Source organism: Chitinophaga sp. G7 BAM 1005 (genome assembly GCF_057126945.1).
Genome location: NZ_CP181478.1, coordinates 4,297,055 through 4,310,917 on the forward strand (window position 1 = coordinate 4,297,055; position 13,863 = coordinate 4,310,917).

Here is a 13,863-nt window from a genome sequence, read left to right on the forward strand (position 1 = left end):
GTAAAATATTAAAGTATTACAATGATACCCCTCTTTTCCAGGGAATAAAATCATCCTGGCCGTTGAGGACAGATTTTGCCGTAATGGCGCCGCTGGCCACCTGTATAACGTAGTCGAGTATACGTTCTCCTGCTTCAGCAATGGTTTCTTCACCGTCTATAATAGTACCGGTATTAATATCGATGATATCATGCATACGCTGGTACAGCTTTGTATTGCTGGAGAGTTTGATCACCGGCGCAATAGGGTTGCCGGTAGGCGTTCCCAGCCCGGTGGTGAACAGCACCACATTGGCGCCACTGCCCACTTCCGCGGTAGTGGATTCCACATCATTACCCGGTGTGCAAAGCAGGTTAAGTCCCGGCTGCTGCACCATTTCGGGGTAATCCAATACAGCGGCTACAGGTGAAGTGCCTCCCTTTTTTGCTGCCCCGGCCGATTTGATAGCGTCGGTGATCAGCCCGTCTTTTATATTTCCGGGAGATGGATTCATATCAAATCCCGACCCTGCTTCTTCTGCACGCTGCTGATAGGTACGCATCAGTTGGATAAACCGGGTGGCATCGTCCACACTGCGGCACCGGTCACTCATTTCCTGCTCAACCCCGCAGAGTTCAGGGAATTCAGCGAGGATAACGGAGCCGCCCAGGGCCGTCAGCAGATCGGAAGTATAGCCAATAGCAGGATTGGCAGAGATGCCGGAGAAACCATCCGAGCCGCCGCATTCCAGCCCGATGCATAATTTACTCAACGGCGCGGGCTGGCGGGTACATTGATTAGCAATCATCAGCCCCGCAAAAGTTTGACGGATAGCATCCGTGATCAACTGACTCTCCGCACCTGTTTGCTGCTGATCCAGTATGTACAGCGGCTTTGAAAACCCGGGGTCGCGTTTATTGATTTCTTCCTGTAACATACTGATCTGCGCATTCTGGCAACCCAGGCTCAGCACCGTAGCACCGGCCACGTTAGCATGGGTAATATATCCTGCCAGCAGGCCGCACAATGTTTGTGCATCCTGGCGGATACCACCGCAACCACCGTCATGCGTGAGGAATTTGATACCGTCCACGTTTTCAAATATGCGGCTGTTTTGTGTTCCGGCTGTCTCTTCTGTATACACTGTTTCGAGGATCTGAAGGGAACCTGCGCCGGCCTGCTGCTTTGCTGCCAGCGAGCGTGTGAAGGCGGCGTACTTACCCGGACGGGCATATCCCAGTTCCGGCAGCAGCGCTTCTTTCAACACTTCCACATTCCTGTTTTCACAAAACACCAGCGGAATCACCAGCCAGTAATTAGCGGTACCTACACTACCGTTGGCACGGTGATAACCCATAAAAGTCTGTTGTTGCCAGCGGGAAACATCCGGTGGCTGCCAGGTGGTTTTCCGCTGTGCAGCCAGCTCATAGCCATTGGCGGCGTGGTGTACATTTTCCACGGCAATCCTGCTGCCGGCACCGATGGTGTGCTGTGCGCGTCCCACCAGCACGCCATACATGTAAATGGCATCTCCTTCTTTCATAGACGCCACCGCAAACTTGTGTTTGGCAGGAATCTTTTCCTGCATCGTATATACGGCGCCGTTATATTCCACCGTTTCTTCCTTTTCCAGGTCCTGCAGCGCTACCAGCACGTTATCGTGCGGATGCACCTTTAATACTTTTTGCTTCATTTATCTATCCTTAAAATTTTACGATACCGTTATTTCAGCTGCTGTTTTTTCGAGATACACAGCTACGCCCTGTTCCATTAACGCCTTCAGCATCGTGGTTACCAACTGTGCGAAGCCGGGAATGGCATTCAGGTTATATCCCCATATGGCCTCATTGCCAAAGGAATTTTTTATGACATCTTCCGGCGTATGCTGCTGCCACTGCGCCGCATACCAGGCGGCATGTTCATCCGTGATGGTGTAGTTACTGCCACCCCGCATAAACAACGCATGCGCCGCAAAGCCCAGCGCCATCAGCGCCGGCACATGCGCTGTACGCCGGTGATATTCCAACAGTACCGGCAATACCCGCATCCTCAACTTCGCCGTATACTGGCTGCAAATGCTTAACCACCTGTGCTCAATAGCGGGATTGCGGAAGCGGTCCAGCACGGCGCCGGCGAAACGGATAGCGGCGTCATTACGTATATGGATGTCTGTTATAGCGGGGATAATTTCATGCATCATCAGTCCTTCCATATAAGCGGCCATTGCATCATCATTCATGGCGGCCTTCACGGTTTCATAACCGGCCAGGAAGGCCAACCCGCAGCTGAGGGTGTGCGTGCCGTTGAGTAAACGAAGCTTCAGCTCACGGAATACATTAATGTCGGGCGACAGCACCACGCCCGCATCTGCTTCGCTGAAGGACAATATCTTCTTTACAGGTTCACTGTTGGTTTCAATGGCCCACAACCGGTATACTTCTGTCATGACCAGGAGTTCATCCTCATAACCTAATGCGATGTTGGCTGCGCCGGGCACAATGCAATCTACCAGTGAGTTACAACAGTAGTTGCTATTGGTGAGCCAGTGTATAAAGCCTTCTTCCAGCTGATTAAACGTGCTCAATTGCAACAGGACTTCCCGGAGCCTGCTGCCGTTATCCGGTATCAGTTCCGCAGGGATGATCACCATTCCTTTGGTAACATCTCCCTTAAAATGCTGATAGCGGCGATACAGGAAGGCCAGCAGTTTACCCGGAAGGGATGCCGGCGGTGTTGCATGAATGCTTTCTTCCACATACACAATACCTACTTCGGTGGTATTGGATATTACTACCTGCATATGCGGACTGGCAGCGCAATCCATGATATTGTTCCATTGGGTAGCGGCTGTCAGTACCCTGCTGATACCAGCGTTAATGATATTTTCCGATACAGGCTTGCCGCCGTCAATACCCCGGATACACTGTGTATAAAGGTTATCCTGTTCATTGAAAGCAGCGGTACTGCCTTTGTCCGTTGATTTTACGACCACTATCCGGCCATTAAACAATCCCTGTTTATTGGCTTTGTCTATGAAAAAGCCGGGCAGTCCTCTCAGCAATACGCCTGTTCCAAATTGCAGTACTTTTTCCGGCAGCGTAAAGCACGCTTCTGCCGGAACCTGCAGCGTATCATTTTCGTGCAGCCGTGCCAGTAATTCTTTTGAAAGTTTCATATCCGCATTATTTAGTCATTATTTCCAATTTCCATTTCATTAGCGGCCAATATGCCGCCATGCGCGTGGTATACCGCGGAGTTTTGTATCACCACATTTTCTGTGGGCTTGCCTTTTTTACGTCCCTGTTCATTCCGTCCGGATTTGATGCAAATGCCATCGTCGCCTACATCAAAGGTACAGTCGAGTATCTGGGGCCCGCTGCATGACCCGAGGTCTACCCAACTGCTGAAACCCAACATCAGTAAGCAAATGAAGTAAATCCTTTTCATACAAGTCTACAGAACTATTTGTTACTGGTGAAGTTTATTTACGCAATCGTTCCCGGAAAAATCAGTACTTTCACTATAACAAGAATACCGGAAAACATAGTCCGGAAGCCGTTATGAGGTATAGAGCAGCAACCATCAAAGATATTGCGCAGGCGCTTGGCCTGTCCACTTCCACCGTGTCGCGCGCGTTACGTGACAGCCACGAAATCAGTGCCGCTACCAAGCAGCTGGTGCTGGAACATGCAGCAAGTCTGAACTATCATCCCAACCCGATTGCATTGAGTTTAAAAGAAAAGAAAAGCAGATCGATTGGTGTGATTGTATCAGAAATTGCCAACAGTTTTTTTTCACAAACGATCAATGGTATTGAATCGGTAGCTAACGAGAAGGGCTATACGGTAATTATTTCGCAGAGTCATGAGTCCTTTGAGAAAGAAGTAAGAACCTTGCAATACCTGGCTTCCCGGTCGATAGATGGGTTGCTGATTTCCGTATCCAGCGCCACGAAAGACCTCACCCATCTCAAATCGCTGCATCAGTATGGATTCCCGATCGTGTTTTTCGACAGGATTATAGAAGACATCGCCACGCATAAAGTGATGGTGGATAATTTCCAGGGCGCTTATAACGCTACCATGCACCTGCTTCAGCAGGGATACCGGCGTATTGCCTGTATTACCAATTCCGCGCATCTTTCCATTACGCGGGAACGGGTGGCAGGATATATAGCTGCGCTGGAGAAACATGGTATTCAGCCACTACCGGCGTTGATTAAGTATTGTTTTCACGGCGGCATGTTACTTCCTGAAGTAACCGATGCGGTGAACCAGCTGATTAAATTAAAGACTAAGCCGGATGCTATTTTTGCCACATCAGACAAGCTCACCACAGGTTGCATGCGTGCCCTGAAAAAGGCGCAGGTGGCTATTCCTGAAGGAATGGCTCTCACGGGTTTTTCCAATTCAGACCTGATAGCGTTGCTGCATGCGCCTATCACCGTAGTACGGCAACCCGCTTTTGAAATGGGCCAGGTAGCCACCGAATTATTGCTGCAACTGATAGAGAGCAAACGGCCCGTGAAAGAATTTGAAACAAGGATACTGCATTCCGAGTTGTTGATACCGCCAAAGTAACCGGGGCTTATTCTACCCTGAAAAATATTGCCGCAGAACGTCCTTTTGATCCAACTTTAAAAGAAGGCATTATACATTACTACGATATAGCAGCCATGATCACTGCTTCGCTATAAAGGCTTATGAGAAGACCAGCTTTAGCAAACACATGCTGAAAATGCGGCTCCCCATTTGAGTTCCGGGGATTTCCTGGAAAAATGGCACAATTTTCGACAGGAGGCGGGGGTAAAGAACTTAAAAATCATGAAACAGATACTCGTAGCCTTAGCAGCAGCAGTCGTTTTCTTTTCCTGCAAAAGTAACGCTGACAATGCCGCCGCTATTGAAAGTGCAAAGAAAGCCACCATTGATTCAATGAATAATGTGAGTGCCATCAAACAGCAGGTAGTGGATTCCATGAATGCGTTGAAAAGCAACCGTTCACACAGTCGTGAAAACGTAGCCGGTACCCAATATAACAATGAAACTGCTCCGGCAGTAGCCAATACAGAAGCTCCGGCGCCCGCTCCTGCAAAGAAAAAGGGCTGGAAATCGTGGAGCCATACTGCTAAAGGCGCTGTAGTAGGCGCCGGGGCAGGTGCTGTAACCGGTGCTATCGTAAACAAAGACCGCCTGAAAGGCGCTGCAATCGGTACCCTGATTGGTGCTGGTGTGGGCGCCGGTACCGGTGCTATTGTTGATCATAAGAAGAAACAATCCGCACAATAGTAACAGATAATGATGAAGAAACGGCGTATCCTCACGGGTACGCCGTTTTTTTTAAGATGCTGCCAGCTTCTTTCCCTTTTCTGTGAGATAGGGATAAAATAAATCCTCCAGGAGGCGGACATAATAATTAACTGCCTTTTTCCCTTTCAATCCCGTAGTTAGTTCGTTCGCCGGGATCCGGAAATTACCATAGAAGATAACGGTAACGCCACTACGCTATCGCTGTAGCCGGTTGTCGCGGTGCTGATGCCCCCACTCGTTCAGCTGATCCCATACAGGAATGAGACGTGCAGCAATTTCCGTGAGCCGGTACTCCACTTTCGGTGGTACTTCGGCGTATACGGTCCGGGTAACGAGTCCATCGGCTTCCAGCTCCTGCAGGTGCAGGGTAAGCATACGATCGGTGATATTGGGAATATGTTCTTTTAATTCACTGAAGCGCAGCGTTCTGTTCACCAGCTTATACAGGATATATAATTTCCACCTCCCTGCAAGAATATCAATGGCATAGGCCACTCCGCACACATCTGAGATCTGTTCGCGGTTCAAATGATTGGTAGATGTTTCCTTGCGCTTTGCCATTACTTACATTTTTGTGTGTTGCATACAATAGGCTACAAAAATACAAATGTAACGTTCGTGGAATAATTTTGTCGGCAGTTATTTAAAAAACAACTTTTATGAAGATATTAATAGTTTATGCGCATCCGGAACCAAAGAGTATGAACGGGGCTATGTTCAACGCCGCAGTAACTACATTACTGGAAGCAGGCCATGAAGTGCAAACCTCCGACCTGTATGCCATGCAGTTTAACCCAACTTCCGACCGCACCAATTTCACCAGTGTGTACAACGATGCTTTTTTTAAACAACAACTGGAAGAACAGCACGCCTCCCGCGTACATGGCTTTGCAGCCGATGTTGCAGCCGAACAGGAAAAAATAGCGTGGTGCGATGTAATGATCTGGCAGTTTCCTTTGTGGTGGTTCAGCATCCCCGCTATCCTCAAAGGTTGGGTAGACCGCGTATTTGCAATGGGTACCTCTTATGGGAATGGCCACATTTACGAAACCGGTATTTACACCGGCAAGAAAGCGATGCTTTCGCTCACCATCGGCGGACCGGAAGATGCGTATATTAGCGGCGGACTTCACGGCGACCTGGAAAACATACTGAAACCTATCCACCGCGGCATCTTCCAATTCACGGGCTTTTCCGTGCTGGAGCCACAGGTAATACACGGCCCCGCAAGAATATCACCGGAAGAACGCGCACTGGCATTAGAAGAATGGACCACCAGGTTAACACAGATAGCGGAAGAAGCCGCCATTGAGTTAACCGCTTATTAATATTAATAATGATGGCGGCCCTTTCAGCTCACCTCCATGACCCTATTTTCTAATGATAAATTAATGACAACGGATATATAACGGCATCATGTTTGAGGCAAGGCGCGCATGTGGAATCAACTTATAGAAAATGCGGACCACCTGCCTAATTTCCTATGGAACCTTATACTGGCGGGCATTGCAATCATCACCGGATGGCTGATCAAATACTTGTTATCGATCTTCTTACGCCAATCTGTACGAACACAGCAGGACTTCTCTCTAATACACACCATCCTTTTCCGCCTGGGAAAAGCGTTTAATTACTTCCTGCCGTTGTTGCTGCTCAATATGGCCATCCCATTGATGCGGGTACACGAGCGGTATGTGCCAATGCTGAGTAAAGTGGCGGAAATAGCGCTGACGCTCTCTTTTGCGGCGTTAGTGATCGGCGCTATCAAGGTGCTGGAAGACTATGTATATCATACCTACGACCTGAAGAAGACCAATAACCTGAGGGAGCGTAAAATACGTACCCAGCTGCAGTTTATCCGCAAGGTGTCTATTGCGCTGATATTGATCATCACGGTCTGTATTATTTTACTGAGCTTCGACAACATGCGCAAACTCGGTGCAGGGCTCCTCACCGGTGTGGGTGTGGGCGGCATCATCATCGGTTTTGCCGCACAAAAATCATTGGGCAACCTGCTGGCCGGCTTCCAGCTGGCATTTACACAGCCTATCCGGATAGATGATGTATTGGTAGTGGAAGGTGAATGGGGACGTGTGGAAGAAATTACCCTTACCTATGTGGTGTTGAACATCTGGGATCAGCGTAAGCTGATTTTGCCGATTAATTATTTTATAGAGAAGCCTTTCCAGAACTGGACCCGCACCGGCTCGGAAATACTGGGCACCGCCTTCTTTTACCTGGACTATACCGTGCCGGTGGACCAGGTGAGGGCCGAGTTTGAAAGACTCCTGGATACATCGCCGCTGTGGGACAAACGCGCGAAAGCCCTGCAGGTAACCAATACCAGCGAACGCACCATTGAAGTAAGGGCGCTGATGAGTTCCTCCAGTTCAGGCGATGCGTTTGACCTCCGGTGTTATATCCGAGAAAACCTCGTTAAATATATCAGGGAGCATCACCCGGACAGTTTGCCTAAAACCAGGGCCTATATTGAAAATAAGGGCGACCAGCCTTTATCAGCATAGCGACTTTTCCAGCACAATCATATGCCGGCATTGAATACCATTTTCATAAATGGGTTCGGGGTAGTGCGTGGTAAAATAGTTTTTCCTGATGGCTGTTATTTCAAAACCCTGCCGCTGGTACAGGTACAACTGGGCAATGCTGGAGTTGCCCGTACCAATACAAAGCTTTTTAGATCCGCCTGCCCTGGCGCGTTGTGCGGCATCCTGCAGCAGCATCTTTCCCAGGCCCTTTCCCTGGTAAGCGGGGTTTACGGCGATGTTCTTAATTTCCAGTTCATCATTATCTTTCAAAAGTACATAGGCAGCAATTACCTGTTTCCTTTTTTCCAGCACATATACGTCGCTGAAAGGGAGGTAACTGTTGATCATCGTTACAGATGGATCGGCCAGCAGCAACAGATCATAGGGCATCTTCTCATTGGTGGCTAATTTCCGGATAGTTGTTTCTTCCTGCAGGGAGGTCATCGATGAATAGTTTTGTTGCTATAAATTGGAATAAATAGGTATTTGCTTACAAACCGGGTCCCGGGCAACAGCTACAAACAGGTTCAGGGAACAGATTAACAAAATGAATATACAAAAAAAACAGGCATCTGTGTAAACAGATGCCTGCAATATGTTTGATTATTGAATAGCGATGTACTGCCGCTTTACATTATTACCATAAATTTCTATCAGCGCATCCTTGCTGGTGGCGGTAGCGCCACCGCTGATGCTGATTATTTTCTGTTCGCCGGGTAATACAGAAATATAATTATCGCTGTAAAATACCGGTAAGATCCTTTTCTTGTTCTGTGCATTTACCAGCGACACGCGGTTGAAAAATGCCACAGGGCCTCCTGCCGGGTTGCTGATGGTAACATGGATACTGTCGGCTCCCGCTTTCACTGCCGCTACCTTCACTCCTGCTGCCGGCATTTGTGCCAGCCCGGAATAATTTCCTTTGGCATCCGGCAACCAGTACAGGTTTTCATCTACCACCTGCTGATTAGCATTCAGCAAGCGTAAAGAGAAGAACAGCCCCTGCTGCGCTTTTAGTTTATCCAGGAGCGATTTCATATTCATAAACTTTTGCACGGTGGTGGGCCCTACCTCTACAAACACTTGTGTGAGCAGGCTATCATGGCCCTGCATGTCGTATGTTTTTAGTTCCAGCATCAGGTCGCGGGCGTATTGAAAGGTGTTGTTCACGGCCATCACCATTCCATCTTCCGGATCATACATCACATGTAGCGGGGTGGCTCCTTTGCGGGTACCATACAAGCACGCGTTGGGATCGAGGTAGTAATCATACATCTGTCCGCGCAGGGCAGTCCAGGGGTTTTGCGTTTTCCAGATGATTACGCCGGTGTACCAATCCCACATGTGCGAGCTGAAGCCTTCCATTAAAGCGCGGTACTGGTCGTAGTTCACCAGCTGTGCTTTGTTGGCCCATTCTCTCAGGTCATTTGTTTTCCCATAGGGATCCACGGCTTTGTTATAAGCGATGTACTTATGGTAGTCCCATACCGCATCGGTTTTGCCGGTTTGCTGATCGGGTGGTACCAGGTTTTCTGCAGGTAAAAACCTTTCCAGCGATTCATAGTCGCCTGTACCTACCGAACCCACTTCGGAGTTAAACGGAAAGGTGCGGGTGCTCCAGAAGGTAGACAGCGGCTGAATACCGTAAGGACCGTCGCCATTGCCGCCAAGCGTGTTGTGCGACATACTGTCGGAGTTGGAGTAGTCGAAGAAATACCGGGTACCGTCCAGTGCCGGAATAATAGAATCCTTCATGGCGGCGAACAAATCCGCCGGAGACGTAATTTCATTTCCTCCGCACCAGAAGGCCAGCGAGGCATGGTTGCGTAACATTTTCACCTGGTCGGCTACACTTTCGAGGAACAGGGAGTGGTTGTCGGGGTATTTACGACGGGTCCACTGGTCTTCTTTCTTCATGGGGTCCTGCCATCTGCCGTTACAGTCGCCCGACATCCAGAAGTCCTGGAACACCAGCAGGCCGTACTTATCGCAGGCTTCGTAGAACTCCGGTCTTTCCGTAAGGCTGCCGCCCCATATCCGGATGAGGTTCAGGTTCATATCGCGGTGGAAGCGTACTTCAGCGTCGTATCTTTCTTTTGTGAAGCGGAACAGGGCATCGGAGGTGATCCAGTTGCCGCCTTTAATAAATATCTTCTGGCCGTTTACGGCAATTTCCCTGCTGCCGGTGTGTGCATTCCAGTAGGTTTGAATTTCCCTAACACCAAATTCCACGTCTTCCTTGTCATCGGTTTTACCGTTGTTTACAAACTGCAGCTGCAGCTGATACAGCGACTGCGGGCCATAACCGGCGGGCCACCATAACAGCGGTTGTTTCAGCAGGAGGTCCGGCAGTTGCACAGTGGTAGTGGTATGTGGCGGCAGCGATACTTTTTTTGTGATGTGGTTACCGGCGAGGGTATATTGCAAAGTGCCGGTGATATTGCCGGCTGTAGCGTTTTCCAGCTCTGCTCCTACCTGCAGGATGGCGGGCGCCTGCGGGCCTTGTGGCTGGCGGGCGCCGGGTACACGGGTAATGATGTGCGGGTCTTTGATCCGTACTGCACCTGTTTTTTCAATGGTCACTTTATCCCATATGCCGGTGTTACGGTCGCGCATGGGTTGGATCCAGTCCCACCCTGCGGTATACTGCGGACCGTTATTTTTTGCGATGGCGCCATCGCCTCCCTGTCCGCCGTTGGGATTGCCCGGAAACTGAGGCGGGTACACGATTACCGCAAGACGGTTTTTACCGTTTTTCGCCAGGAAGGGAGTGATGTTATATGTTTGGCGGAGATAGGCGCCGTAGTGGGTAGTTTTATTGACGCGGTGGCCGTTCAGGTAAATATCGCAGCCATCATTTACAGCCCGGAAATGCAGCCATGCCTGGGCGTTGCCGGTGGCTGGCTGTTCTGTAAAGTCTTTTACAAACCAGTAGGTGTAATGATCGCGGCCGATGTGGTAGATATCCGGTATCTTTTCATTGTTCATGCCATACATCGGATCGGGTACCTGCTTATTATCCAGGAGGGTGGTAAGCACCGTGCCTGGTACAGTGGCCGGCGTCCAGCCGGAGAGGGTATATCCCGGATCTGAAAGTTGCTGACCGGTAACTTTTACGCCGGCGATATTACTGCATTGCCATCCGCTGTTGAGTTCATATTTTTCCTGTGCTGATAATCTTAAAAAAGATAAGATCAGCAGGCAGGAGATCGTTGATTTCCGAAACATAGTGCATTTTATTTTACGGCCTGTAGTTACCTGTTACAATAACCGCAAAGATAGCACAACCGTATTCCGGATCAAAGCATGTATTTTCCGCGCAGGATTGTTTCTCCCGGAAATAATAAACAGCCCCTTCGCCGGCTGCTGTATGGCCGGCGAAGGGGGAATGTTACTACTGTTCTGATAATTCCTTTACTTTATCCAGCGCTACGGGCCAGGTTTTAGTGAAGTAATCTTTAAAATCATCCGCCAGGTCCATTTCCACGAGCAGCTCCGTTTTGCCGTTGACGTTAGTGAGCGTATAATTTTCATAAGCGCCGGCCCAGGCTTTTACTTTGTCGCTGGTGAGGTCTTCCACACCGTTATCAATTTCGCCGAGGTGTTGGAACGACATAAATTCATTGGGCACTTTGTCCGCGATCCTGGCCACCATGCCCCGGTTACTGCCATCGTGGAATATTACTTTGCTTCCTTTCTCCCAGTTGGTATCTGCTTTAGAACCTTCAGCAAAAGGTGCTGTCCATTGCGGGTAGGAAGTTTCGCCCCAAAGTACGTCCCATACTTTTTCACGTGGCGCATTGATGGTTGTTTTAAATATTGATTTTTCCATAACTATTCATTTACAGGGTTCATGATTTGTTTGTTGTATTTGTTCCGGTATTCCAGCGGGGTGAGCCCGGTTACCTTTTTGAACATTGTCCGGAATGTTTTTGTGTCGATATATCCCACGTCATAGATTACCTCGTTGACGTTTTTGGTGCTGGTTTCAAAGTCGCGCTTGGCTGCTTCTATTTTTATCCGTTGAATATATTCTATCACCGTGTTACCGGTCGATTTTTTGAATCTTCTTTCAAAGGATCTTCTTCCTATAGCCGACATATCAGACAGCTGTTCTACCGTGATCTTGTCCTGGTAGCTGGATTCAATAAACTCCTGTGCTTTGCGGATTGGTTCGTCGTTATGTGCTTTTTGTCCTTCGAAAATGATGAAAGGCGACTGGCTCTGGCGGTCTATATCAATGGCATATGCTTTAGCGGTGAGGATCGCAATATCTCTGCCAGCATATTTCTCCACCAGGTAAAGGATGAGGTTGAGATAAGAATAGGCGCCGCCGCTGGTATAGATACGTTCTTCTTCCGTGATGATCCGGTTGTCCGTCAGGTTTACATCGGGGTACATGGTTCTGAATTCCTGCGCCATTTTCCAGTGGGTAGCGCATTGTTTACCTTTCAGGAGGCCGGTAGCTGCCAGGAAAAAAGCGCCCAGGCATAAACTGGCTACGGAGGCGCCCTGTTGGTACTGCTGCCTGATCCAGGGAATAAAATCCTGGTTCATAGCGGCAGCGCGCGACTGATCCCCGTGCAGGGAAGGAATGATGATCAGGTCTGTTTTCTTCACCTCCTTTATCAGCACCTCCGGAGAGATAGTAAATAAGCGGTTACGTTGGCTTACCTCGGCCGTTAATCCTACCAGCTGCACCTGGAACATTGGCTCCCGGCCTTTTTCAGCGAGGAAGTTGTTGATGTCCGATAAAATCTGGTAGCTGCCCTCGATGTTAACTAAACTGGTATGCCCCAGGGGAACCAGGATGGAAATATGTATCATATGCTGCAATTGTAATAGTTTATGCCGCAATTACCCTGAGAATTGTCGCTTTACACCCCTGTTACTTCCCGCAACCCTTACGATTTTTGCAGTATAGTTTTCACACAAAAATCCGGTGCTACGATGACCATGATTCATACCTACCTTACTTTTAACGGTAACTGCCGGGAAGCAATGACTTTCTACAAAGAATGCCTGGGTGGAGAGCTGATGCTTCAAACCATCGGGGAATCGCCTGTTTCGGCAGAAATACCCGCTTTTATGAAACCGTTCATTTTACATTCCAGTCTTACCAAAGGCAGCCTGGTACTCACTGCGTCCGACATGGCGCCTGAAGCGGGGCTTACCGCCGGCAATACCGTTTCTTTATTACTGAACTGCAACAGTGAAGAAGAGGCCCGTACTTTTTATGCCCGTCTTTCTGCGGACGGTTTTCCTACGCATCCGCTGGAAAGTACTTTCTGGGGGGCGTTATTCGGTGGGCTTACCGATAAGTTTGGTCTTCACTGGCTCATTAATTTTGAAGGTAACAGCCGGCAATAATGATCTATTTTCCGTTAAATGCTTTTTCCAGTGCTGCGATATCCAGTTTCACCATTTTCATCATGGCCTGCATGGCTCTGCCCGACTTTTCTTTATCAGGATCGCTCAGAAATTTAGACATGATGGTGGGCGTAATCTGCCAGGATAAACCAAATTTATCTTTCAGCCAGCCGCATTGTACTTCCTTTCCACCGTCTGCGGTAAGCTTCGACCAGTAGTCATCTACTTCTTCCTGGGTTTCACAATATACCGTAAAAGAAATGGCTTCTGTGAACGGGAACTGTGGGCCTGCATTGATAGCCAGGAACTCTTGTCCTTCCAGGTGAAAGGTAGCCGCGAGCAGTGTACCGGCAGGCATGGGAGATCCTTCCCCGTAATATGACTTGTCTGTTACTTTTGAATTTTTGAAGATAGATGAGTAGAAGCTGATAGCCTCTTCCGCATTCATATTAAACCATAATGACGGGGTGATCTTTTGCATAACGATAGATTGAAGTTTTACAGATTTTTCATTTCGTTACAAAGATACCTGCCGTCTTTTTCATATTGAAGGTGCAAAAGCGACATTCTTTGGGGGCACTTGCGACAAAGCGGAGGTTGTCCTGGAACAGGATTAAACTGATTTTGCTGATTTGCCTGATTTTACTTTTTTGATTTTA

The 13,863-nt window shown here is 48.7% G+C and carries 14 protein-coding genes; 5 read left to right on the forward strand and 9 right to left on the reverse strand.

Going from position 1 to position 13,863, the window contains the following annotated elements; translation table 11 throughout:
• Nucleotides 1-16: 16 nt before the first annotated feature.
• The 3 genes from ACMXI2_RS16980 to ACMXI2_RS16990 are packed head-to-tail and all read right to left on the reverse strand — an operon-like array spanning nucleotide 17 to nucleotide 3,426.
• Nucleotides 17-1,672 carry a UxaA family hydrolase gene (locus ACMXI2_RS16980; protein WP_483777281.1) on the reverse strand — a complete coding sequence of 552 codons (1,656 nt, stop codon included), beginning with the start codon at nucleotides 1,670-1,672 and terminating at the stop codon, nucleotides 17-19.
• A gap of 18 nt (nucleotides 1,673-1,690) precedes the next feature.
• Nucleotides 1,691-3,154, reverse strand: a complete 1,464-nt coding sequence (locus ACMXI2_RS16985; protein WP_483777282.1) for a tagaturonate reductase — start codon at nucleotides 3,152-3,154, stop codon at nucleotides 1,691-1,693.
• Nucleotides 3,155-3,165: 11 nt separating this feature from the next.
• Complete coding sequence (locus tag ACMXI2_RS16990) at nucleotides 3,166-3,426, reverse strand: hypothetical protein (RefSeq protein ID WP_483777283.1); 261 nt, start codon at nucleotides 3,424-3,426, stop codon at nucleotides 3,166-3,168.
• Between the two features lie 113 nt (nucleotides 3,427-3,539).
• Here ACMXI2_RS16990 and ACMXI2_RS16995 point away from each other — a divergent pair, with 113 nt between their 5' ends.
• Together ACMXI2_RS16995 and ACMXI2_RS17000 are read left to right on the forward strand one after the other, a co-directional pair.
• Nucleotides 3,540-4,559 carry a LacI family DNA-binding transcriptional regulator gene (locus tag ACMXI2_RS16995; protein WP_483777284.1) on the forward strand — a complete coding sequence of 340 codons (1,020 nt, stop codon included), beginning with the start codon at nucleotides 3,540-3,542 and terminating at the stop codon, nucleotides 4,557-4,559.
• 243 nt (nucleotides 4,560-4,802) lie between these two features.
• Nucleotides 4,803-5,267, forward strand: coding sequence for a YMGG-like glycine zipper-containing protein (locus ACMXI2_RS17000; RefSeq protein ID WP_483777285.1), 465 nt, complete (start codon nucleotides 4,803-4,805; stop codon nucleotides 5,265-5,267).
• A 216-nt stretch (nucleotides 5,268-5,483) separates the two neighbouring features.
• Here the strand turns inward: ACMXI2_RS17000 and ACMXI2_RS17005 are convergent, their stop codons facing one another.
• On the reverse strand, nucleotides 5,484-5,849 hold the full coding sequence (locus ACMXI2_RS17005) for a winged helix-turn-helix transcriptional regulator (RefSeq protein WP_483777286.1): 366 nt from the start codon (nucleotides 5,847-5,849) through the stop codon (nucleotides 5,484-5,486).
• A gap of 98 nt (nucleotides 5,850-5,947) precedes the next feature.
• On the opposite strand from ACMXI2_RS17005, the gene ACMXI2_RS17010 reads away from it, so the two are divergent.
• Both ACMXI2_RS17010 and ACMXI2_RS17015 read left to right on the forward strand, forming a co-directional pair.
• On the forward strand, nucleotides 5,948-6,616 hold the full coding sequence (locus tag ACMXI2_RS17010) for an NAD(P)H-dependent oxidoreductase (protein WP_483777287.1): 669 nt from the start codon (nucleotides 5,948-5,950) through the stop codon (nucleotides 6,614-6,616).
• 108 nt (nucleotides 6,617-6,724) lie between these two features.
• Complete coding sequence (locus tag ACMXI2_RS17015) at nucleotides 6,725-7,813, forward strand: mechanosensitive ion channel family protein (RefSeq protein ID WP_483777288.1); 1,089 nt, start codon at nucleotides 6,725-6,727, stop codon at nucleotides 7,811-7,813.
• Here the strand turns inward: ACMXI2_RS17015 and ACMXI2_RS17020 are convergent.
• The 4 genes from ACMXI2_RS17020 to ACMXI2_RS17035 form a co-directional block, all read right to left on the reverse strand.
• The gene (locus ACMXI2_RS17020; protein ID WP_483777289.1) at nucleotides 7,805-8,278 is read right to left on the reverse strand and encodes a GNAT family N-acetyltransferase; all 474 of its coding nucleotides are present in this window, start codon (nucleotides 8,276-8,278) and stop codon (nucleotides 7,805-7,807) included. The two genes, ACMXI2_RS17015 and ACMXI2_RS17020, sit on opposite strands and share 9 nt — an antisense overlap.
• 159 nt (nucleotides 8,279-8,437) lie before the next feature.
• Nucleotides 8,438-11,062: a glycoside hydrolase family 2 protein gene (locus ACMXI2_RS17025; RefSeq protein ID WP_483777290.1), complete on the reverse strand. Its 2,625-nt coding sequence runs from the start codon at nucleotides 11,060-11,062 to the stop codon at nucleotides 8,438-8,440.
• A 166-nt stretch (nucleotides 11,063-11,228) separates the two neighbouring features.
• Nucleotides 11,229-11,666 carry an SRPBCC family protein gene (locus ACMXI2_RS17030; protein WP_483777291.1) on the reverse strand — a complete coding sequence of 146 codons (438 nt, stop codon included), beginning with the start codon at nucleotides 11,664-11,666 and terminating at the stop codon, nucleotides 11,229-11,231.
• Nucleotides 11,667-11,668: 2 nt separating this feature from the next.
• Nucleotides 11,669-12,661 (reverse strand): GlxA family transcriptional regulator, encoded by a 993-nt coding sequence (locus ACMXI2_RS17035; protein WP_483777292.1) that lies wholly within the window; start codon nucleotides 12,659-12,661, stop codon nucleotides 11,669-11,671.
• Between the two features lie 123 nt (nucleotides 12,662-12,784).
• Between ACMXI2_RS17035 and ACMXI2_RS17040 the strand changes: the two genes are divergently transcribed.
• The gene (locus ACMXI2_RS17040; protein ID WP_483777293.1) at nucleotides 12,785-13,204 is read left to right on the forward strand and encodes a VOC family protein; all 420 of its coding nucleotides are present in this window, start codon (nucleotides 12,785-12,787) and stop codon (nucleotides 13,202-13,204) included.
• Nucleotides 13,205-13,208: 4 nt separating this feature from the next.
• On the opposite strand, the gene ACMXI2_RS17045 is transcribed toward ACMXI2_RS17040, so the two are convergent.
• Nucleotides 13,209-13,685, reverse strand: a complete 477-nt coding sequence (locus tag ACMXI2_RS17045) for a VOC family protein (protein ID WP_483777294.1) — start codon at nucleotides 13,683-13,685, stop codon at nucleotides 13,209-13,211.
• Between the last annotated feature and the right edge of the window lie 178 nt (nucleotides 13,686-13,863).